This is a genomic window from Blautia difficilis (genome assembly GCF_014297245.1).
Classification (GTDB): Bacteria; Bacillota; Clostridia; order Lachnospirales; family Lachnospiraceae; genus Blautia_A; species Blautia_A difficilis.
In genome coordinates, this window is sequence record NZ_JACOQG010000008.1 from 48,275 (window position 1) to 70,086 (window position 21,812).

Annotated in this window: 18 protein-coding genes; 6 read left to right on the forward strand and 12 right to left on the reverse strand. The window is 41.8% G+C overall.

What is annotated here, in order from left to right:
* The first annotated feature begins 2 nt into the window (after nt 1-2).
* Together H8Z82_RS17110 and H8Z82_RS06905 are read left to right on the forward strand one after the other, a co-directional pair.
* Nucleotides 3-146 (forward strand): hypothetical protein, encoded by a 144-nt coding sequence (locus H8Z82_RS17110; RefSeq protein WP_207724638.1) that lies wholly within the window; start codon nt 3-5, stop codon nt 144-146.
* Nucleotides 140-583: an RbsD/FucU family protein gene (locus tag H8Z82_RS06905; RefSeq protein WP_186994683.1), complete on the forward strand. Its 444-nt coding sequence runs from the start codon at nt 140-142 to the stop codon at nt 581-583. The genes H8Z82_RS17110 and H8Z82_RS06905 overlap by 7 nt, the downstream gene beginning before the upstream one ends.
* A 153-nt stretch (nt 584-736) precedes the next feature.
* Here H8Z82_RS06905 and H8Z82_RS06910 read toward each other — a convergent pair whose 3' ends face one another.
* The 3 genes from H8Z82_RS06910 to H8Z82_RS06920 all read right to left on the reverse strand — a co-directional run bounded on the left by H8Z82_RS06910 (nt 737) and on the right by H8Z82_RS06920 (nt 6,162).
* Entirely contained in the window at nt 737-1,795 is a 1,059-nt protein-coding gene (locus H8Z82_RS06910) for a hypothetical protein (RefSeq protein ID WP_243176414.1), read from the reverse strand.
* Between the two features lie 25 nt (nt 1,796-1,820).
* Nucleotides 1,821-4,106, reverse strand: a complete 2,286-nt coding sequence (locus tag H8Z82_RS06915; protein WP_186994684.1) for a C1 family peptidase — start codon at nt 4,104-4,106, stop codon at nt 1,821-1,823.
* Between the two features lie 259 nt (nt 4,107-4,365).
* A complete protein-coding gene (locus tag H8Z82_RS06920) occupies nt 4,366-6,162 on the reverse strand; it encodes an L-fucose isomerase (protein WP_019162691.1) in 1,797 nt (598 codons plus the stop codon).
* A gap of 219 nt (nt 6,163-6,381) precedes the next feature.
* On the opposite strand from H8Z82_RS06920, the gene H8Z82_RS06925 reads away from it, so the two are divergent.
* The 4 genes from H8Z82_RS06925 to H8Z82_RS06940 all read left to right on the forward strand — a co-directional run bounded on the left by H8Z82_RS06925 (nt 6,382) and on the right by H8Z82_RS06940 (nt 10,238).
* The gene (locus H8Z82_RS06925; protein ID WP_019162692.1) at nt 6,382-7,230 is read left to right on the forward strand and encodes an AraC family transcriptional regulator; all 849 of its coding nucleotides are present in this window, start codon (nt 6,382-6,384) and stop codon (nt 7,228-7,230) included.
* Nucleotides 7,231-7,752: 522 nt separating this feature from the next.
* Nucleotides 7,753-8,745: a dihydroxyacetone kinase subunit DhaK gene (locus H8Z82_RS06930; RefSeq protein ID WP_019162693.1), complete on the forward strand. Its 993-nt coding sequence runs from the start codon at nt 7,753-7,755 to the stop codon at nt 8,743-8,745.
* A 21-nt stretch (nt 8,746-8,766) separates the two neighbouring features.
* A complete protein-coding gene (locus tag H8Z82_RS06935; RefSeq protein WP_186994685.1) occupies nt 8,767-9,411 on the forward strand; it encodes a dihydroxyacetone kinase family protein in 645 nt (214 codons plus the stop codon).
* A 74-nt stretch (nt 9,412-9,485) separates the two neighbouring features.
* On the forward strand, nt 9,486-10,238 hold the full coding sequence (locus H8Z82_RS06940; protein ID WP_019162695.1) for a DeoR/GlpR family DNA-binding transcription regulator: 753 nt from the start codon (nt 9,486-9,488) through the stop codon (nt 10,236-10,238).
* A 111-nt stretch (nt 10,239-10,349) separates the two neighbouring features.
* Here H8Z82_RS06940 and mtnA read toward each other — a convergent pair whose 3' ends face one another.
* The 9 genes from mtnA to H8Z82_RS06985 form a co-directional block, all read right to left on the reverse strand.
* The gene (gene mtnA, locus H8Z82_RS06945) at nt 10,350-11,462 is read right to left on the reverse strand and encodes an S-methyl-5-thioribose-1-phosphate isomerase (protein WP_019162696.1); all 1,113 of its coding nucleotides are present in this window, start codon (nt 11,460-11,462) and stop codon (nt 10,350-10,352) included.
* 28 nt (nt 11,463-11,490) lie between these two features.
* A complete protein-coding gene (gene mtnK, locus H8Z82_RS06950) occupies nt 11,491-12,705 on the reverse strand; it encodes an S-methyl-5-thioribose kinase (RefSeq protein ID WP_186994686.1) in 1,215 nt (404 codons plus the stop codon).
* A gap of 43 nt (nt 12,706-12,748) precedes the next feature.
* The gene (locus H8Z82_RS06955) at nt 12,749-13,759 is read right to left on the reverse strand and encodes an ABC transporter permease (RefSeq protein WP_186994687.1); all 1,011 of its coding nucleotides are present in this window, start codon (nt 13,757-13,759) and stop codon (nt 12,749-12,751) included.
* Between the two features lie 45 nt (nt 13,760-13,804).
* Nucleotides 13,805-15,331 carry a sugar ABC transporter ATP-binding protein gene (locus tag H8Z82_RS06960; RefSeq protein WP_019162699.1) on the reverse strand — a complete coding sequence of 509 codons (1,527 nt, stop codon included), beginning with the start codon at nt 15,329-15,331 and terminating at the stop codon, nt 13,805-13,807.
* Between the two features lie 132 nt (nt 15,332-15,463).
* Complete coding sequence (locus H8Z82_RS06965) at nt 15,464-16,621, reverse strand: substrate-binding domain-containing protein (RefSeq protein ID WP_019162700.1); 1,158 nt, start codon at nt 16,619-16,621, stop codon at nt 15,464-15,466.
* A 370-nt stretch (nt 16,622-16,991) separates the two neighbouring features.
* On the reverse strand, nt 16,992-17,429 hold the full coding sequence (locus H8Z82_RS06970; RefSeq protein WP_019162701.1) for an RbsD/FucU family protein: 438 nt from the start codon (nt 17,427-17,429) through the stop codon (nt 16,992-16,994).
* Between the two features lie 108 nt (nt 17,430-17,537).
* The gene (recQ, locus tag H8Z82_RS06975; RefSeq protein WP_186994688.1) at nt 17,538-19,373 is read right to left on the reverse strand and encodes a DNA helicase RecQ; all 1,836 of its coding nucleotides are present in this window, start codon (nt 19,371-19,373) and stop codon (nt 17,538-17,540) included.
* Nucleotides 19,374-19,439: 66 nt separating this feature from the next.
* A complete protein-coding gene (locus tag H8Z82_RS06980; protein WP_019162703.1) occupies nt 19,440-20,510 on the reverse strand; it encodes a cob(I)yrinic acid a,c-diamide adenosyltransferase in 1,071 nt (356 codons plus the stop codon).
* 135 nt (nt 20,511-20,645) lie between these two features.
* Nucleotides 20,646-21,806, reverse strand: a complete 1,161-nt coding sequence (locus H8Z82_RS06985) for a 1-propanol dehydrogenase PduQ (RefSeq protein WP_019162704.1) — start codon at nt 21,804-21,806, stop codon at nt 20,646-20,648.
* Nucleotides 21,807-21,812: the final 6 nt, after the last annotated feature.

Consider the following 21,812-nt stretch of genomic DNA (forward strand, 5'->3'; position numbering starts at 1 on the left):
TTATGGAAAATATTGCCTTGAATAATCTGCCCGAAGCCTGTAAACTGATGAGTAGTGATAAGCGTGTACTGTGTTATTATATGCAGACAGCATATAACAACACCGCAACCATGAATGTATTGTTGAAAGGGGAAAAATTATGTTAAAAGGTATTCCTGAAATTTTATCACCAGAATTATTAAAAGTATTATGTGAGATGGGACACAGTGATCGTCTTGTAATCGCAGACGGTAACTTTCCTGTAGAATCCATGGGCAAAAATGCAATTACAATCCGCTGCGACGGACATGGCGTTCCGGAAATCCTGGATGCGATCCTTCAGCTCTTCCCACTGGATACTTATGTAGAAAAACCTGTAAATCTTATGGAAGTTATGCCTGGAGATACTGTAGAAACACCAATCTGGGATACTTACAAAGAAATCGTAACAAAACATGATGACCGCGGTGCAAAAGCAATCGGAAATATTGAACGTTTTGAATTCTACGAGCAGGCTAAGACAGCATACTGCATCATCTCCACCAGCGAGAAAGCTCTGTATGCAAATGTTATGCTTCAGAAGGGTGTTGTTATCAATAAATAATTCTGAATAACAAACACTTCTTACTTAATGATCAATAATTCAGACAATCAGAGTTCTCCTCTGAACTGTCTCAATTATACACACATTTATACACACATTCTTCCAACAAAAAAGAACAGCTGCACACAATGTGCACTGTTCTTTTTTGTTACATTATTTTTTCTTTTTCAGGAAGTAAAACAGTAATCCGATAAGGAAAACCGCCCCTGCAATACTGATGCAGATTCCGGCAACATTTCCACCCTGGGAAGTGCTTATATTCCCGGAAGATGCTTTCTCTGCCTTTTCTGTGGGGGTTGCCTCTGTAGTTGGAGTTGTTTCCACAGTAGGAGTTGCTTCTGTAGTTGGGGTTACTTCCACAGTAGGAGTTGCCTCCGCTGTGGGGGTTACTTCTGCAGTAGGCGTTGCCTCCGCTGTAGGAGTTGCCTCCGCTGTGGGGGTTACTTCTACTGTGGGAGTTGCTTTTACAGTTGGAGTCACCTTTGCAGTTGGAGTTACCTTTGCAGTGGGGGTTGCTTCCGGTGTGACAGCCCCGTTCTCAGCGGAAGCTGCTTCCGGTATGGTCGTCATATCAACAGAAGCTGCCGACTTATAATCTGTATCCTTATCCAGGTTCAGCCATCCTTCTGTACTGCTTCCTTCTTTGTCATCTATGGATGTCTTTCCCCAACTGCTGCCATCTTCGCTCTCTACATACTGGGAAATATGGACAGACGTACCATTTGCAATTTCTCCTGTGCCTGACACCTCTCCAAACTTTTCTCCAGGTCCGTTATAGAGTACAGCAGCTTTATCCTGACTGTTTATCTTTACATCAAAATCTGCATCCTGTCCGCCAAGTACCTTATATTCTGATTTTACAGCCTCAGACCGGGACACAGGATCCAGGTTATCCATAGGTACATAGCCATTCATTCCATGATACTGGATATATCCCCATTTTTTATTATCTGTTCCGGTTTTCTCTCCCTGGATTCGGATTGCTATCCCATTAGGGATTAGTTCACCATTCAGCTTTGTGCTCTGAGGATCTGCCTCTGAATAGATATCAATTCCTCCCTCCGGGCTCTCCACAAGCATGTAATAATCAGTCACATAATCCGGATTCTGGCTGGTACCCTCATCTGCCCATACACATACTGTCATGGTAAATATACATAGCAAAAACCCCAAAAGTGTTCTCCGTGTTTTCTTACTTATCTTTTTCTTCATGATTATTTCCTTCAATTTTCATCCTTCAGCGCTTTATATACGATGATCCCGTATACCTGCTGTATACCTTGCCATAGGGTTCCTTTACATATGCTTTTATTGCATAGGAATATAATACACCTTTTTGGGCTTTCTTGTCCAGATAAGAAGCAGAAGTTCCTTTAGAAATTGTCGCAAGTAATTTGTATTTTTCGCCCTTCTTCTTTCTGTATATCCGATATCCGTCACAGTTTTTCTGCGCCTTCCAGCGAATACGGATTCCATTTTTCTCTTTTTTTACAGAAGATACTTTCTGCAGTGCAGGAGCTGCCTTTATAACCTCTCCCGGAGTATACGCACTCATATAGGTTCTGGTGCTGGATTTGTACCATGCCCGCACTGTATAGCGGTAAGAAGCAGTGGCTGTTATCTTTTTATCCTGGTACTTCAGCACTGTTCCTTTTACTGCTGCCAGCTTTGTCCATTTTCCTCCGGACGCTGCCTGACGATAGATGTTGTACCCCTGGGCACCGGTCACCTTTTTCCAGGTAATCTGATTATATCCATTATTGTTTGCCTTTGCAGTAAATGCCGGGGTATCCAGCGTACTTTTGGTATTCAGAGTTCTGGTATGTGCCTTGATCCTAAAGCTATAGCCTGAAGATGCCACATCCTTCCACTCAGCGCTGGCAGATGCCCCCTTGAAAAAGGTCTGGTTCTCTGCCACTCCGGCTGTAGAGGTAAACCATACAGAGCCATTGGTATTCTTATACCGGGTACTGTTCTCCACACCAAACTGAATTGTTTTGGAACCGGCATTTGTCAATACTACTGCATAGGAAGAACCTGGCATAAGAACTACTTCCGGAACCTCCACCGTCTGCACACCTGCAAAATCCTGAGTATAAGTAACCGGAGCAGAATATGCAGGAGTTCCACTGAAAGGATCTGAAGGATCTGCCAGATTAGTATACACCTGAATCCGATAAACCGCATCATCACTCATGGTCACTACATTAACTTCCCCCAGTGCCTCATCTTTCTCCGGAGCTGCTTTGGCTTCAAAAACAGCTGCTACAGACTGCCCGGTCTTAATACCGGCCTTGGAAATTGCAGAAGAGCCATCGTAGAAATAATTATTGGGATATTTTTCATCATTTACAGTAACCGCCTCTGCAGTAACCAGATTACTAATGTTCTGATCCTGGTAAGAGAGATAAAAATAACCATCCTCTCCCCAATCCGTGCCCCAGCTGTTTTTGACGATCCAGGCACCATCCTGTGTAACCTTGGAGGAAGTCTTAAAATTCGCCTTGGAATAATTGTCATCCCAGCCAACTACAGTTACAATATGATTAATGTATCTGACAGGATTATCTCTGACAGGATAACAATAAGCTCCTGTATCCGGATTGTAATAGGAGGTAGACATATCAAACATAATAGACACTGCCTGGTCCCGGGTGATCATTTCCTTCATTCTCTCCTGAGAATAGTCAGAAAAGCTGGCATTTTTCAGATGTACCACACTGTTATATGCTTTCATATCCGGGATGACCTCTGACAGATCCTGGGTATGGGTATCATCTGTAGGCAGCGGCACATCCTCCTCTGTGGTCATTCCGGACCAGGTAGAAAGAAATAATGCTGCCAGATAATCATTTCCCCCAATTTTATGATAATCTCCGGCTACCCCATTCTGGTCATAGGGAGTATTTCCCAAGGGATCATTCTGTCTGTTGGAAAAAAAATAGGATAAATGTTCTTCTGACAGATCATAGTTTCCCTTTCCCTGGGCCAGCAGAGAAGACTCCAGAAGAGAAGCCATGCCAAAAGCCCAACAGGTTCCAAAAGGGTGCTGATTTTTTACTGATGTAATATAGCCATACTTTCTGGAATCATAAAACGACGGAAAAGCTGATGATCTCATGCCATATGCTGCAGGTACAGAGCTTAAGTCACTGTCTACCTGAGGACCGGGATCCAGTTCTGTCAGGCTTCTGATCGGATCAAGCTGTTCCTCCCTCTCTTCCTCTGTGAGAGGCCGCCCTTTGATATACCGGATTTCATCAGTCTCTCCAGTTACATCCTCTTCTGCATCCTGAAATTTATCTTCACTGTCATCTGCAGTAAAGGTTTCCTCTGTGATATTAAATTCATCCTCTGCTATGGGGACATCAAACGCGTCCTCTTCATTCTCTATGGGCAGCTGCACCTCTTCTGCACCGGAAACAAACAACTCACCTGCAGAAACAGGCACAGAAGATATTGTCACAGCAAGCGCAAGGAGCAGAGAAAAAGTCCGCTTTCCGGCAGCTCTTCTTTTCTTCAAATCCGTTCCTCCTTTTCTGATAAAGTAATATAAAGTAAAGCGGACATTCGCAATCCGCTTCACTACTTGCTCATGAACGCAGTCGCTTCGCGATCTGCATTCAAACACTTTATGATATCTTTATGTATTGAATTTTATTATATCTATTTATCAGGAAAATGTAAACAGTAACGTAAATACCCGCCTCTCCGAAAAAGGAGAGACGGGTATTGAGGTTTTATCATGTTATTTACTTATTAATTATAATTGTTTTACCTTATTATTTATAAAGTGGTCCGTAGTTCTTGCATGCTCTGAAGTCTGCGCCTTCTTTGTCCATGCCGAATGCATTCCATGCTGCCGGGCGATAGATATCTTTCTCAGGAACATTGTGCATAGATACCGGGATTCTCAGCATAGAGCACATTGTGATAAGATCTGCACCGATGTGTCCGTAGGAGATTGCACCGTGGTTAGCTCCCCAGTTGTTCATTACATCATAAGCTGTCTTGAACGGTCCCTCTTTACCATCGCATCTTGGAGCGAACCATGTACATGGCCATGTGTAGTCTGTACGTTTCCAGAGTTTGTCAGATACTTCTGCCGGAAGAGCTACTGTCCATCCTTCAGCAATCTGCAGAACCGGTCCAAGTCCTTTCACAAGGTTCAGACGGATCATAGTTGCAGGCATCTGAGCTTTTGTTTCATAACGGCTGGAGTATCCGCCTCCACGGAAGTATCCGTTGTCAGCCATACACCATTCTGTGTTATCCATGATTGCTTTCTGATCTTCTTCTGTAATATCCCACCACTGTTTCATAACAGCATTGCCGTTTTCATCTTTAGCTTCTCCGTTAGCATCAAGGCAGGCAGCACCAGAGTTGATCAAGTGAAGGAATCCGCCAGCTTCTTTCGCTACGCCTTCAAGGTCATATCCTGTAGCTTTCTTAACAGCCTCCGGGCTCCAGTATGTACGAACATCAGCGAAGATCTGTGCTCTGTTTGTCAGAAGTTTCATGAACATCATTCCAAGTCCGTTCAGAACATCGTTCTCTGTAGCCAGGATGTATGGCTCACGTGCTCCGTTCCAGTCAAAGGAAGTATTCAGCATAGCTTCTGCAAAGTCACCGTTCGGATAGAAGTCTGTCCACTGTCTCTGTCCCTGGAAACCAGCTGCCAGAGCATTGTGTCCGATTGCTTCTTCAGAGAATGCAGGATCAAGGTTGTCACAGCCGTTCATCAGCTCTTTGATGATAACTGCCATTTTAACAACAAACTCGAACTGCTCTTCTTTCTTCTCAGCTGAGAACTGAAGTTCTTCAGGGTTCTTGTCCCATCCGATCTTGCAGGTTTCTTTTGCCCATTTCAGAGCTTTCTCAAATTCTGCGTGATCATAGATGCCTTCTGTCATACGACGGATGATTTCTACCTCATCAACAGACTCAACTCTCATTCCAAGATAAGATTCGATGAAATCGGAATCAATGATAGATCCGCCGATACCCATTGTTACAGAACCGATCTGCAGATAGGATTTTCCTCTCATGGATGCAGCTGCAACTGCTGCGCGTCCGAATCTTAACAGTTTTTCTTTAACATCTTCCGGAATAGATGTGTCATCAGCTTCCTGAACATCATGTCCATAGATACCGAATGCCGGAAGTCCTTTCTGTGCATGTGTTGCAAGTACAGATGCAAGGTATACAGCACCAGGTCTTTCTGTTCCGTTGAATCCCCATACAGCTTTGATTGTCTGTGGATCCATATCCATTGTCTCAGCACCGTAGCACCAGCATGGTGTAACTGTAAGAGTGATATCAACGCCTTCTCTGCGGAATTTATCTGCACATGCAGCACTCTCACCAACACGTCCGATGGTTGTATCAGCGATTACAACCTTAACAGGTTCACCATTGGAATATCTTAAATTCTCTTCGAATAATTTGGCAGCTGATTTTGCCATGTTCATTGTCTGATCTTCCAGAGATCCACGAACATCCAATGCTCCTCTACGACCATCGATAGTAGGTCTGATTCCGATTACCGGATAGCTGCCAATTAATCTGCTCTTTGCCATAATAAAATTACCTCCTGAATTTATTTTGTGTCTTTACCCCTATTTATCAGGAAAACACAGTACTTTTAAAAATCATGGTTTTTCCTGACTGTTTCTGTTACTATTATACATTTGCATTCCATAATTTACTTGTGTTATAATAGCAAAAAATAGTACAATATTCACTTTTTCTGTAATGATTATAAAATTTCTGTAAATTTCTGTAAGGAGGAGATTTTTTTGCATGATTTAGGACGTAATGAGGACCGGCCAAGAGGAACCTATTCCTTCCCTTTTGAGTTTCATCACATTGACCATACCCATCCCAGATATGTCATGTCTTATCACTGGCATGTAGAATATGAGATCATACGGATCCTCAAAGGGAAACTCACTGTCACTTTAGACGAAAAAAGTTTTGTTGCAAATGAAAATGATGTTATTTTTATACATAGTGGAATTCTCCATTCCGGAATTCCGGAAGACTGTGTTTACCAGTGTATTGTTTTTGATATGAATACTTTTCTGAAAATCAATTCTGCCTGTGCAGAATATATACAGATGATCCTTCACCAGGAAATGATGATTTTTCCTCATTTTACAGAAGAACAACCGGAGATTCTTTCCTGCATCTCCTCTCTTTTTCGCGCGATCAGTGAGAAAAGAACCGGTTATGAGCTGATTGTATTTGGACAATTTTACCACTTTTTTGGTCTTATTTTTAGTAATCATTACTGTCTGGACAATCCCACACAAAACCGCAAAGATTACAAACGTATCCTGCAGCTAAAACAGGTGCTGGAATTCATTGAAAAGAATTATACCAACCCTCTGACTCTGCAGCAACTTTCTGCCTCTGTATCCATGTCTCCCAAATACTTCTGCCGGTTCTTTTCGGAAATGACTCATCAGACACCAATGGATTATCTAAATCGGCAACGGATCGAGGAAGCTTGTTACCAGCTGGCAGCCACCGATGATTCCATCACTGAGATTGCCTATAGAAATGGATTTAATGATCTCAGTTATTTTATCCGGACATTTAAGAAATATAAGGGAACTACCCCCGGAAAATACAAACGAAGATAAAATCACGACAGATATTTTCCCTCCAGACCTGAATCTGTCCCATTGCACTAAAAAAGGGAGGATGTAAAAAAGCTCGATTGAGTTTTTTCGCTTCCCCCTTTTTATGTACTTCCTCTGATTTTATTCAACAGAAGCTATGGCAAATGTCTGAGTGACATTTTCTTTTGTAACAGAAGAAATCCCTGATTCAAATCGGATTTTTAGAAAACAGACTTTTATATGAATCTTCTCTTTTGCCACCATATTTATTCTAGCAGACAAAAATATATATTTCAATTAGAATCGTCCACGATTATCTTGGATAATCTGACAACAAAATCTCCCTGCATTTCCTTTTATGTTGCTTTTTGGTTATTTTTTATATTTTTTTCAAAAATAATACCACATTTCAGTACATTTTAATTGACAAAACAACAGATAAGAATTAAAATTATAGTTACAAAATCCAATATTTTGGGGCTTAGAATCAATTTTATTATCAATTTTTATCCAATCACATTTCAAAGAACAAGGAGGTATCTTATGAAAAAAATCATCAATGCACCGGAGAATTATGTAGATGACATGCTCAAGGGTATCTATGCAGCCCACTCAGATGAAGTCAAATATGCTGCTGATGATCTGCGCTGCTACTGCAGAGCAGAAAAAAAAGACGGTAAGGTAGCAATCATCACAGGCGGAGGTTCTGGTCATCTTCCTCTGTTCCTGGGTTATGTAGGCGATGGATTGATCGATGGCTGTGGCGTAGGCGGCGTTTTTCAGTCTCCTTCCCCAGAGCAGATCTATAACATTGCCAAAGAAGTAGAAGCCGGTGCAGGTGTATTGTATCTGTACGGAAACTATACAGGAGATATTATGACCTTTGATATGGCCACTGATCTCTGCGATATGGACGATATTGAATGTAAAAGCATCGTTGGTGCAGATGATGTGAATTCTCACAAAGATCCTGCCACACGACGCGGCGTAGCAGGAATCTATTTTATGTTCAAAGCCGCAGGCGCACGCGCTGACGAGGGCGGCACACTGGATGAAGTTCTTGCAGCCGCACAGCTGGCCAAGGATAATACCCGAACTGTAGGTTTTGCTTTAACACCATGCATCATTCCAGAAGTAGGTCATGCCAACTTTGAATTAAAAGAAAACGAAATGGCTATGGGTATGGGAATCCACGGCGAACCAGGTGTATGGAACGGACCTTTAAAAACTTCCCGTGAAATCGCAGAAGAATCCCTCAACACTCTTCTTGGCGATATGCCATTGAAAGAGGGCGATGAAGTTTCCATATTAATAAACGGGCTGGGAGCTACTTCCATTGAAGAATTATACATTTTATCTAATGATGTTACAGAGATTCTTCATTCCAAAGGAATTAAAATCTACAAAACAATCGTAGGTGAGTACGCTACTTCCATGGAAATGGCAGGCGCTTCTATCTCCATCTGTAAAATGAATGATGAAATGAAGAAATATATGGATCACCCTGTAAAAACTCCATTTATCTGTCAGAAATAATAAATATAAGGGGGAACAAAAATGGACAAAATCCTTTTCGAACAGATTCCCGACTTATTTACCAGTGTAGGAAATCTGTTTATAGAGAAAAAAGAAGAATTATGTGAAATGGATGCTCGTCTTGGTGATGGGGATCTGGGACTTACCATGAGTAAAGGCTATGGTTCACTTCCGGATATCATGCGCGCAGAAGCAGAAGGCGCTGCCGGAGATATTGGTAAGCTTCTGATGAAATCCGGTATGAAGATGTCATCTTTGGTTCCTTCCACAATGGGATTTCTTATGTCAACCGGCATTATGGAAGGTGGAAAAGCATTAAAGGGAAAAACCGAAATAGATGCTTCTGGCCTTGCCGCTTATCTTACAGGATTTGCAGCCGGTGTACAGAAACGAGGCAAATGTGAGCCAGGTCAGCGCACGATCTACGATTCCATTCTCCCCGCAGCACAGGCTGCGGAAAAAGCTGCAAAAGAAGGCTGCTCTTTACAGGATGTTATCACCCAGGCATTAGCTGCTGCCAAAGCGGGAGTCGATGCCACCAAAGACATGGTGCCGGTCTTCGGAAAAGCTGCTGTTCATGCCGCACAATGTGCAGGAGTTGAAGATCAGGGAGCTGTGGCTGGTTATTACAAAATCTTAGGATTAAGTAAATACATATGTGAATAATTTTCAAAGACAGCCGCAGTCCCGTAACAAGGATTGAGGCTGTCTTATTTTTCCAAAAGAAAGGAGGAATTTTTTTGCTTGCAATTTCACGTCAAAACCTTATCAAAGAGCTTTTACAGGAAAACAAAAGTGTGACTATCGCAGATCTGGCAGTGCGTATGAACGTAACCCGCGAAACCATCCGACGTGATCTGCGTGCCATGGAAAAAGAGCATGAGCTGATCCGCACCCACGGAGGAGCCTATATTCTGGACGGTGTCCAGAATGATCTGGACATTTCCACCAGACAGGTTTTAAAAATCGAGGAAAAGAAGGCCATTGCTTTAAAATGTGATGCACTGATCCAGACAGGAGAAATTATTTATCTGGACAACTCTACCACAGCCTGGTTTATTGCCAACAAAATATCAAACAGGAAACTTACGGTTGTTACCAATTCACTTGAAATAGCCAATATCCTTTCCACCTCCCAGACCATCCATCTGTTTCTCATCGGCGGGGAATATTCCCAGAGAACAAAAAGCTTCGAGGGCAGCAGTGCCCAACGCAGTCTGAGGCAATATTTTTTCGATAAAGCTTTCATTTCCTGCCGAAGCGTAAACATGGAATCCGGGATCACCGATACCAGTGACAATTCTGCAGTCCTTCATCAGCTGGCCCTTTCCCACGCCAAACAGAAATATCTTGTGGTCGATCACTCCAAACTGGATAATATTTCCTTCTCCAGCGTTGCCCCTCTTGCAGATCTGAACGGTATTATTATGGATACCGAATTTTCTCCTGAGTGGAAACAATATCTGGACAAACACAATATCCGTTATTACTGACCTGATACAAGTAAGTCCCCTGCTTCAATTGCGAAGAGCAATAAGCGGGGGACTTACTTAATTTGGTTAAAAAGAGGAGCGGAATACTTTCCGCCCCCTTTCATAATACGTTTATTTTTTATCTACATATTTCTCAACCGGTTTGATACCCATCTTCTCAAAGGATTCTTTAAACGGTTCATATGCAATACCTTTTTCTGTGATAATACCAGTAACCAAACTGTGGTCTGTTACATCAAAGGCAGGGTTTACAACACCTACCCCCTCAGGAGCCATACGTTCCTTATACCACATTTCTGTAACTTCCTCTGCCTTTCGCTGTTCAATATGAATTTCGTCTCCGGACTCCAGAGTCATATCAATGGTAGAGGATGGTGCACATACATAAAACGGAACTCCATAATGTTTTGCAATGATGGCAACACCGCTGGTACCAATCTTATTTGCAAAATCTCCATTGGCGGCCACACGGTCACAACCAACAAAAATAATTCCTACTTTTCCACCCTTCATCGTATAGGATGCCATATTATCGCACTGTACATATGTGTCAATGCCTGCAGCCTGCATTTCATAAGCGCTTAACCTGGCTCCCTGTAAAAGCGGACGGGTTTCATCACAGTAAACATGAAGATCTTTCTTCGGATCCCATCCATGTTCCAGGGCAATATACATTGGAGCCAAGGCTGTTCCATATTTCGCTGTAGCCAATGTACCTGCATTACAGTGAGTCATAATGCCCACGCCTTTTCCCAGTTTCTCAAGAAGCTCAAAACCATAAGTACCGATATTTCGGCTAATCTGGATATCCTCTTCTCTGATTGCATCTGCTTCCTTCATCAGGCGTACCTTCAGGTCTGGAATATTCATATGATCTTTCTCTGTAAGCATTACATCATGCATACGATTGAGAGCCCAGGAAAGATTTACAGCTGTAGGTCTGGATGAATTGATGTATTCCATCATCTCAGTACATTCTTTTACAAATTTATCTTTATCCTCTGTTTCGATCTGATCAGCCAGAACATAATATGCATATGCTCCTGTAACACCAATAGCAGGTGCTCCTCTTACTCTCAATGAATAAATAGCTTCCCAGATATCCCCTGCCTTGGAAATGCTGAGGTATTTACACTCGTTCGGAAGCAGTGTCTGATCCAGGATTACAATTTCTTTTTTGTTTTCCGCAAGTTTCACGGTATCCAGATTAAGTGCATTTTCCATAACATCCGTCTCCTTTATCAAATATTTTTTATGCATCAACCTTTGCAATCGCATCCTTCAGAGTACCAAGGAAGCATTTGCCACACTTTTTATCGCCTCTGTTTTTAATAAAGTCAACTGCTGCGGTAATACAGATTTTCTCTGCACGTGCCCGTTTTGCTTCATCTTCAATACTGGTAATATCCTTTACATTTGCCATACCAACAATACGGCGGATCAGCTCCAGTCCTGTTACAGCAGAAGTATCTTCAATGATGGTAGCCATATAATACTTCCTGTACAGTTCATTCTTGCACATGGTGTCTGTCACATGTTCTTCATAGTATTTTTCCATTTTTTCTTTTGTCATATTAACAACATCTACCAGAACACTCTCTACCCAATTGCAGAATTCTTCTGCACCGGCAGCATCCCCATTGGCCCATGCAAAGATCATATTCGCGATCACATTACCAATATCATATCCCATAGGTCCGTAGAAGCAGAACTCAGGGTCAAATACCTTTGTGCTTTCTTCATTAATAAATACAGAACCTGTATGTAAATCTCCATGGATCAGTGACTGTGCCCTTGTCATAAAATCCATTTTCAGTTTTGCCACTTCACAGTGAAGCTCCTGGTCATCATAAAGAGTTTCTTTTACAAACTCAGCAATAGGAGGAAATACATGATTACGTTTCAGCTCATCATTATATGGTTCTGTATACACCAGTGCTTCTGTAATATCGCATAATTCTGGATTAATAAATTTACGCTGTAGTTCTTTTTTCTCCTGATGGTCCATCACAACATCTGTAGTTCCCATCAGAACCTGTGCCATAAAAGTAGAAATCTGGTCTGCAAATTTCGGGAAAATCTTATGTTCCAACATTGCTGTACGCATAATCTCATGATCGCTGAGATCTTCCATACCGCAGGCACTCATAACTGTATCATAGAAATAAATCTCCGGTACATATCCAGGTGCAAGTTTTCCTTCAAGAACAAGAATCTCTGATTCAATTCTGTTTCTGTCAGTATCCAGCTTCATATCAGAGGAAATACGGGCTTCCATCCCTGCCTGTTTGATAATCACGCTGTGTCCTTTTCCATCTGTTACTTTAAATACATAGTTAAGATTTCCATCTCCGATTTCCTTGCATTCCATGCTGTCCACATCCCAGCTTATCTGAGGAACCTTAACTTTTGCATATTCAATTGCATCGTCCGTTTTCATAAGAAAATAAGAATCAAATTTTGACATGATCTTTTCCTCCATTATTTATCCCATTATCTGTTATAAACTATTAATCTTCTTTTACAGTGATATATGCTGCAACCAGTGCCAGGCAGAGAACTGCACCCTTAACTGCCGGAAGTACGTAGTATACAACGCCGCACATTGTAAGTCCGTTTTCCAGTGTAGAAATAAGGAGAGCACCTACAACTGTTCCCAGAGCATTTGGTCTTTCAGCTCCACCTACGGAACGTCCGATAAATACTGCTGCCAGTGAGCTCATCAGATAGCTGTCACAGCTGTTGATCTGAGCTGCTGAGTTACGGGAAGTAACAACGATACCTGCAACTGCAATAAATACTGCCGCGAACATACCTGCCATAAATCTGTATTTCTTAACATTGATACCGGAAAGCTTTGCCGCTGTTTTATTTCCGCCCATAGCATATAAGTAGCGGCCATGTTTTGTTCTCTCCAGAAGTACCCAGCATACAACTACACAAAGAATCATAATAATAATGATATATGGAGATTTTCCGATATTCATAGAAGCGGTAGTCCATCCTTTTCGGAGTGGAGAATTATCTCCGCCATGTAATGCTCCGAACCATTTCGGTGCACTCAGGCCGGCAGATACAGCACTTCCGCCTGTAAACGCAAGACCAAGTCCTGCATGTACGAACTGCAGTGCACAGGTTGCCAGCATGTCCGGAATCTTACATACCAGTATTAAGAACATTGTCAACAGATACATTACCATTGTAAACACAATAGTAAGAACAATAGCCAGCCATAAAGGTGCGCCAAACCACAAAAACAGTGCTGCAAAAACATAGGCACTGAAGGTACCCAGTGTACCAGCTGACATATCAAATCCATCCGGCGCCATAGATACAGTTGCTGCAAGAGCAAAAATTGTAACTACTGACATGGCACGGAGAATATTCATCAGGTTATTCACTGAAAAAAATGCCGTGCCCTTAATTGTTGTAAAGATAATAACTGAAACCACAAGCACAATTACCGCTGCCCAGCTCAGCAATCCTTTTCCAATCGTTTTCATCTTTGAATTCTGAACCATATTATTTTCCTCCCAATACATTGATGCCTGGTATCATTTCTGATATCAGCCTGCAAATTTCTCCTCTGAACCAGTTGCATAATGCATAATCTCGTCTTCGGTAGTTTTTGCAGTTTCCAGCTCTGCCATAATCTTTCCGTCAAACATAACATACATACGGTCAGTAATTGACAGCAGCTCTGAATTTTCACATGTAGCATAGATGACACAGTTGCCTTCCTTTGCGATCTGATTGATCAGATGGAAAATTTCCTGCTTGGCACCAACGTCTACACCTTTTGTCGGTTCATCAAATATATATACATCACAGTCTGCAGCCAGCCATTTGGCAACTGCAACCTTCTGCTGATTTCCTCCTGAAAGATATGCAACCCTCTGTTTTACCGAAGGGGTCTTAATGCTAAGACTCTGCACATACTCTTTCGCCTTTTGAGCCGTCTTGCGGTCATTTACAAAAGACAGGGTGCAGAAATCTCCAAGACATGCTGCCGAAATGTTAAAGGTTACAGTTTCTGCAACAAGCACTCCCTCCTTACGCCTTTCTTCCGGCACCAGGGCAATTCGGTTCTTTACTGCATCAGACGGATTTTTGATCTTTAGTTCTTTACCATTCAGAGTAATGGTACCCCCTGATTTGCGATATACACCGAAGATTGTTTTACACAATTCTGTTTTACCTGCCCCCACCAGGCCTGCAAGTCCAACAATCTCTCCTTTTCTTACATACATGGAAACATCCTTCACACGACCTTCATGCTCATTCAGATGCTCCACAACAAAGGATTTTTCTCCAATCTCACAGATTTCTTTTGGAAAGTTTTCTTCAAAAGAACGTCCCAGCATTTTATCTACAATTTCTTTTGAAGTTGTCTGTGATGTGATAGGAGTGGTATCCACGATCTGTCCGTTTCTCATAACCGTGTAGGAGTCACAAATCTGAAGGACCTCCTGGATACGATGTGTAATAAAGATAATCGCAATGTTTTCTGTTTCTCTCAAATGTCTTACAACACGGAACAGTTCCTCTGTTTCCGTATCTGATAATGGTGCTGTAGGCTCATCCAGGATCAGGAAATTACATGAATTCTGAACCGCACGTGCTATCAGGACCATCTGCTTTTGCGCCAGCGTTAATGTGCCGCACCATCTACGCACATCAATGTCAATATTAAGGCGGGCCAAAGCCTCTTTTGCATCTTTTCTTATTTTTCCGTAGTTGACAAATTGTTTATGTCCCATGTTCATGACCATATCATTAAACATTACATTCTCAGCAACTGATAATGTGGGAACCAACGCCATATCAACTTCCTGATATACAATCTGGATGCCAAGTTTCTTCGCGGCAGCCGGATTTCTCAATTCCACCACATTTCCATTATATAAAACATCTCCTGTGTAATCAGGATTTGAACCTGCCAGAACTTTCATCAATGTTGATTTTCCAGCTCCATTTGCTCCCATAACCGCGTGGATCATACCTGTATGAATCTCAAAATCAACATTTGACAGCGCTTTTACACCAGGAAATTCTATGGAAACATTTCGTGTTCCAAGTGTGATTTTATCCATATATTCCCTCTTTTCCGTAATTCTTTTCCGTCGCAGATAATCCAGTACGGAAAAAGTGGCGCCGGAGCCTTGAACCCCGACGCCTCACTTTACTTAGATATTTTCACTAATAAGTACCGCCTTGCAAAAGGATCAGTGTCCAAGCGCTTCTACCATCCAATCGCAGGTAGGCATCCAAGAAGTATCGGAATAATCTTCTCCAGCAACTTCTGCCAGGTTTTCAATATTTATGCCGTCCTTAGAAGTAACCATTTCCTGGGTAACAATAACTGAAGGAATTTCCATCCAAGCTCCCGGATCTGCATAATAGCAGGAAGCCGCTTCAATATCCTCATACTGATCTGCCATTTCAAGTGCTAATACACGGCATGCAAATTCTCCATTGGATGTCCAGTTTGTAGTAGCGCAGGCTTTCCAGTTTTTACCTTCCTGCATGAACTGAATATCTTCATTACAGATATCTACGGATACCATTGGGATATCGGAATCAGCTTCACGAAGAGCCTGGTATACACCCTGTGCATATGCATCATAGCAACACCAGATACCATCAATATCGCCTTCGCCATATTTCTGTAAAGTAGCAGCAGTTACATCACGCATAGATGAAGTAGCATTCTGATCATCAATCGGTGCGATTCTCTCAACTGTTTTAATCTTTCCATCTTTTTCAAATGGTTCATAACCTACCTGACGACGGTCAAATGGGCTGTTATATCCGGCACCCTGCTGAACCTGAAGAATATTTACAGGCTCGCCTGCCTCTGTTTTGTCAGGATACATATCAAGGATAGCCTGAACCAGAGATTCTGCAAATCCTGCATCCTGCTGGAAGAACTGTGTAACACCATCAATCTTGGCTGTCTCACCATTTGCATCTTTAAATGGTGTATCGAATGTAACGATCTTCAGATCCGGATACTGTTCCAGGATTCCTGACAGGAAATCATATGCGTATTCCTGACCACCATGGGAAACCATCAATCCATCATAACCACCCTGCGCGCACTGTTCAATTGTACTCTTCCATGTATCCGCATTATCATTGCAGAAGAAAGTGCTTGCTTCCATTCCAAGCTTCTCTGCTGTTGCGGTAAATGAATCCGACCACATCTGGAAGATTGTTGCAGATGACATATACATAATGTATGCAATCTTTTTACCTTTTAACGGTGACTCTGTGGTGCTTTCTGTTGCTGTGTCAGCCGCTGCATCATCTGCTGCATATACCGGAACTGCTGCAGCCACCATTGTTGCTGCAAGTAACGCTGCGATTATTTTTTTCTTCATGGATATTCCTCCTTTTTTGGATAATTTGACGAAGCGTTTTTGTTTTTGTGAGTTTATATTAACACATATAAACAATTTTGTAAACCTGATAATGTGTCATTTTGTTCGTTTTTTTGTTTTTCAGTACATTTTGACAATTGTGTCAACCATATTTTGAACAATTTTCATGTTTCAATTCTGCTTTTTATGTAAAAGAATTACAAAATCCTATTTAGCTTGTGCATAATTACTAACAGTAATTAGTAATTTTGACTAATAACTTTTGAATTGTTAAGTTTTTTTCAATCTTTTTTCCACAAAAAACAGCAGTTATCTGCACAGATAACTGCTGTTTTGCATGAATGTTGTTTTTTGCCCGTTTTTGTTGTATTCAAAGACATCCTTTTTGTAATATTGTGCAGGCATAAAATGCAGTTTCCGTTGTTGCGATCACAGCATATGCCTCTTTTGCTTCTTTGTAAAAATCTTTTCTTGAAATCATCCCACAGGCTTCTTCACCTCTTGGATCATATTTTGCCACAATTTGTTTAAATTCATCCCAAACCGGACATTCAAGCTCAGCATGACGAGGCTCTTTATCCATAATCAACACCGGCTTGTCCACAAAATCATCCAATGGCATCAACGTAAGAATGGCATCCATAAGATCTGTGGCTTTTAATCCATCGCAACGTACCAGTATACTGTTTTTGGCCATAGATGCTGCTGCAAAATTAGCATCTCCTATGACCAGCTTGTCTCCATGTCCCATTTCAGCCAGAACCTTCAAAAGCTCAGGCGAGAGAATTGGCGGTATGTACCTTAACATAAATTCACGTCCTCCTTTTTTTGTTTCATAGGACTATTTTACGTCTCTCTCTATTTTCAGTCAATTGCCAGTATTGCCGATTTTTTATTTCTCTTTTTTGGTATTTTGCTATTTTTGATTGACAGCCTCCAGAAACTGTTGTCCATATTTCGCATATTTATGTTCCCCTACCCCGGAAACACTCAGCATTTCTTCTTTATTTTGAGGCTTGATCATGCACATATGTACCAGTGTTTTATCTGAAAAAACAATATAAGGAGGCACTTTTTCTTTTCTTGCAATTTCCATACGAAGCTGACGCAGTTTTTGAAAAAGAGGTGCATCCTCCTCCCGCAAAATGCCTGAAGCTTTAGACTTATTGTTTTCTTTGGATTCCTTTTTCTTAATTTTTTTCGGCTCTTCCTTTGCCATTTTCATAGTCAGAATATATGTTTCATTCAAAAGCAATTCCGAACGGTCTGTAAGCTTCACCAATGTATATTCATCATTGGAAAGCCTGATGTATTCTTTTTCCAGAAGGAAATTAAAAATCTGTCTCAGCCTGTATATGGGGATTTCTCTGCATTTTCCATAACAACTATTCTCCTCCATATGGTACTGGCGGATTTTAGCTGTATTAGCACCGCGCAATGTATCCAGGATCACATTCACACCATACCGCTGTCTGCACTCATCCACGCATCTGACAATACTGCATGCTTCTGCAGACACATCTACTTCTTCAAATTCCATAAGACAGTTCTGGCAATTTCCGCAGTAATTAGGACCATACTCTCCAAAGTATCTTAGAATATATTCTCTGAGACATTCATGGGTAAAACAGTAAAATGTCATTTTTTTCAGACGTTCCTCATCCCGCTCCTGCACAATAGCTCTGGTTACAGGATCCAGTTCCTGATTTTCCTGATTATTTTCAATAAAAAAGCGATTGGTGATCACATCCTGCCCACTGTAAAGCAATATGCATCTAGCCGGTTCTCCATCACGCCCTGCACGTCCTGCCTCCTGATAATAGCTTTCCATATTTTTAGGCATATTATAATGAAGCACATACCGGACATCAGACTTATCAATTCCCATTCCAAATGCATTGGTGGCAACCATGATCTGGCAGCGGTCATAAATAAAATCATCCTGATTATTCCGTCTTTCTTCATCAGAAAGCCCTGCGTGATATCTGGTTGCAGAATATCCCTCCTGAATCAGCTTCTGGCACACTTCTTCCACAAGCTTCCTGGAAATACAGTATATGATTCCACTTTCTGTCCTGTGTTCTGCCACATAATCTCTTATAAATCCATATTTATCCCTGGGTGTTTGCACAGAAAAAAACAAGTTCTGCCTGTCAAATCCCGTAGTGGTCACAAAAGGCTCCTGAAGCTGAAGGATATCAATAATATCCTCTTTAACCTCCTGTGTGGCAGTAGCTGTAAAGGCACTTACAACCGGACGGTCGGGAAGCCTTTCTATAAATTCCATGATCTTCAGATAGCTGGGGCGGAAATCCTGCCCCCATTGAGACACACAGTGAGCTTCATCCACTGCAATCATGGAAATCTTTACATGAAGGGCAAAATCCAGAAATTCTTCATTAAGCAATCTCTCCGGAGCTACATAGATAATAGGGTATCTTCCTGCTTTCGCAAGCCTAAGCACTGTATAATACTGCATTTCACTCAATGAACTGTTAAGAAATGCAGCCAGTATTCCAGCCTGATTTAAGGCACTTACCTGATCTTTCATAAGAGAAATCAAAGGAGAAATCACCAAAGTGATTCCTCCCATCATTAGTGCCGGAATTTGATAACACAGCGACTTCCCTGCCCCTGTAGGCATAATACCCACAACATCCCTTCCGGAAAGAATGGTATTAATCACCTCTTCCTGTCCTTCTCTGAATGTATCATATCCAAAATATTTTTTCAGTATTTGATTTTTTGTCAAAATTTTCAAATCCTTTCCAGGCAGTAACTGCAGGATCATTGCAGCCACACAAGTTTCTCACAAGTTCTACATTATGTCCCGCAAAACAGTCAGTCCATATTCTGCCAGACTGTGATCTTCTTCTGAGGTACCACCGCTGATTCCCAGGCCGCCTATGATGGTATTACCACATTTTAACGGCACTCCACCTCCAAATATTGCAATCTTTCCGCTTTCAAGTGTATCCACTCCATAAAATGTACCACCCGGCCCGGCAAGCTCACCCAGTTCTCTGGTAGACATTTTTACGGCTACTGAGGTATATGCTTTCTTTACAGCTACATCATAGCTTACCAGATAAGCACCATCCATTACATGAACTGCAATTGGATTTCCCTCAGGTCCACAGATTGCGATCACAGAATTCATGCCCCGCCGTATGGATTCCTCTTCAATTTTTTCAATCAGCGCCTTGGCTTTTTTGAGAGTTATCCTGGACTGTATTCCCATCTGTGCCAGTACTTCACGGACAACTTTTTCATCAATCCCATTACTTATCTCAGAAACAGTATTTTGTGTTTTCACTTTCTGCCTTTCCACATCTTGTTTTTCTATATTTTGCTTTTCCACCTTTTGATCCTCTGTCCATCCTGAGGCATCAGATAACTCCACATATTTTGCAAGAAGGAATAAATAGTCTGATAATCTGTTCAGATATTTCTTGCTTTCCGTATCTGCTCCAAATTTCACAGCAACCTGTGCCAGACACCGTTCCGTTCTTCTGGCTACCGCCCGGGTTACGTTTATTTCTGCTGCAGTCCTGTTCTGCCCGGATACTTTTTTTCCAGCCTGCTGTCCGCATAATTCTTCCAGTCTGTCCGTCTCTTTCTCAAGATTGTCAACAATCTCCTCATTGACTTTAAAATCTCTGCTGTATGGGTCCTCTACTCCCGCTGCGATCAGATCCAGATTATCCTGTATACTACTCAGCATTTTTACCGTTTCTTCCCATTTCAGCATACACTTTACCAGCCCGATATGACTGTTCAGCTCGTCAATTGCTCCTACAAGCTGGATACGGTCATCCGACTTGGAGACGTTTTTGGTACGGGCCATATCTGTAATTCCCTTATCTCCCCGTTTTGTATATACGCTCATATTTTTCATCTCCTGTAATGTGCAGAATGTTTCCGGTTAACTGAGTTTCTGATTTCAGCGGCAATAAATTACCTTTTTCAAGAGCCCGGCACAATGTCCGGGCCCAAAGGGCTTTCAGCAAGCCCTATAAACTGGTCAAAATGACCACAGTTTTTTATAAATCCTGATAATATCTTCTTTGGCTGGTACTCTGGGGTTATTTGCTGTGCAGGCATCTGCCAGTGCAGCATCTGCCATCTTATCAATTGCTCCAAAGTATGCATCTGGTGTAATCGTTCCCAGTTCCTGAATGGTCAGCGGAATGTTCATCTCTTTCTGCATAAACTGAATCCAGTTTACCAGAGAGCGCACTGTCATAACCTTATTATAGTTACTGAGTCCAAGGATATGGGCTACATTTGCATATCTCTTCACTGCCGGAAGATATTCTTTCTGGCTTTTACTATGTTTATTAATATCAGAGTTAAATTCAACAATATGGGGAAGAAGCATAGCATTTGCTCTTCCGTGAGGAATATGGAACATAGCTCCCAGCTGGTGTGCCATACTGTGAGTAATTCCAAGTCCTGCTGTATTAAAAGACAATCCAGCCAGGCAGGATGCTACATGCATTTTTTTACGGGCATGCATGTCACTGCCGTCAAGATAGGCACGTAACAGGAATACTCCGCAAATCTCGATTGCTTTCTCTGCAAGGGCTGAAGAAAACTCGTTATGCGCTATGCTGACATAGGATTCCAGCGCATGGGTAAATACATCCATACCTGTATCAGCCGTAATAGCCGGCGGCACACTTTTTACAAGCTCAGCATCCAGAATCGCCTCATCTGCAGTCAGACTGTCAGCAATCAACGGATATTTTACATGTGCCTCTGTATCATTTACAACAGCAAAGGATGTAACCTCTGATCCGGTACCGCTGGTAGTAGGAACGGCAATCAGGCCTACTTTTCCGTAATTATTGATCTTCAGGGCAAACTCACGGATTGCTTTGGAAGAATCAATGGCAGAACCGCCTCCAACTGCAACAACTGCCTCCGGCTGATACTGAAGAAACTTCTTTACGCCTTCTGCAATCTTATTCAGCGGTGCATCCGGCACCACATCACAAAAAATATCATATTCAATTCCTGCACTGTTTAACGGTGCAGTAATAAGATTCACCATTCCGCTTTGTACTACGAATGGATCGGTAATGATCAAAACCCTTTTGTATGGGATTTCTTTCAGTCTGTCCAGGGCATTATCGCCAAAATGGATGGCTGTTTTCATTTCGAACGTACTGAAGTTATTCATTTATAA

Coding starts and splice junctions, on each gene's coding strand:
- H8Z82_RS06960 (WP_019162699.1), bottom strand. CDS start 15,331: ATGGATAAAATCACACTTGGAACACGAAATGTTTCCATAGAATTTCCT.
- H8Z82_RS06955 (WP_186994687.1), bottom strand. CDS start 13,759: ATGGTTCAGAATTCAAAGATGAAAACGATTGGAAAAGGATTGCTGAGC.
- H8Z82_RS06905 (WP_186994683.1), top strand. CDS start 140: ATGTTAAAAGGTATTCCTGAAATTTTATCACCAGAATTATTAAAAGTA.
- H8Z82_RS06965 (WP_019162700.1), bottom strand. CDS start 16,621: ATGAAGAAAAAAATAATCGCAGCGTTACTTGCAGCAACAATGGTGGCT.
- H8Z82_RS06970 (WP_019162701.1), bottom strand. CDS start 17,429: ATGTTAAGGTACATACCGCCAATTCTCTCGCCTGAGCTTTTGAAGGTT.
- H8Z82_RS06920 (WP_019162691.1), bottom strand. CDS start 6,162: ATGGCAAAGAGCAGATTAATTGGCAGCTATCCGGTAATCGGAATCAGA.
- H8Z82_RS06930 (WP_019162693.1), top strand. CDS start 7,753: ATGAAAAAAATCATCAATGCACCGGAGAATTATGTAGATGACATGCTC.
- H8Z82_RS06935 (WP_186994685.1), top strand. CDS start 8,767: ATGGACAAAATCCTTTTCGAACAGATTCCCGACTTATTTACCAGTGTA.
- mtnA (WP_019162696.1), bottom strand. CDS start 11,462: ATGGAAAATGCACTTAATCTGGATACCGTGAAACTTGCGGAAAACAAA.
- H8Z82_RS06980 (WP_019162703.1), bottom strand. CDS start 20,510: ATGAGCGTATATACAAAACGGGGAGATAAGGGAATTACAGATATGGCC.
- H8Z82_RS06985 (WP_019162704.1), bottom strand. CDS start 21,806: ATGAATAACTTCAGTACGTTCGAAATGAAAACAGCCATCCATTTTGGC.
- H8Z82_RS17110 (WP_207724638.1), top strand. CDS start 3: ATGGAAAATATTGCCTTGAATAATCTGCCCGAAGCCTGTAAACTGATG.
- mtnK (WP_186994686.1), bottom strand. CDS start 12,705: ATGTCAAAATTTGATTCTTATTTTCTTATGAAAACGGACGATGCAATT.
- H8Z82_RS06910 (WP_243176414.1), bottom strand. CDS start 1,795: ATGAAGAAAAAGATAAGTAAGAAAACACGGAGAACACTTTTGGGGTTT.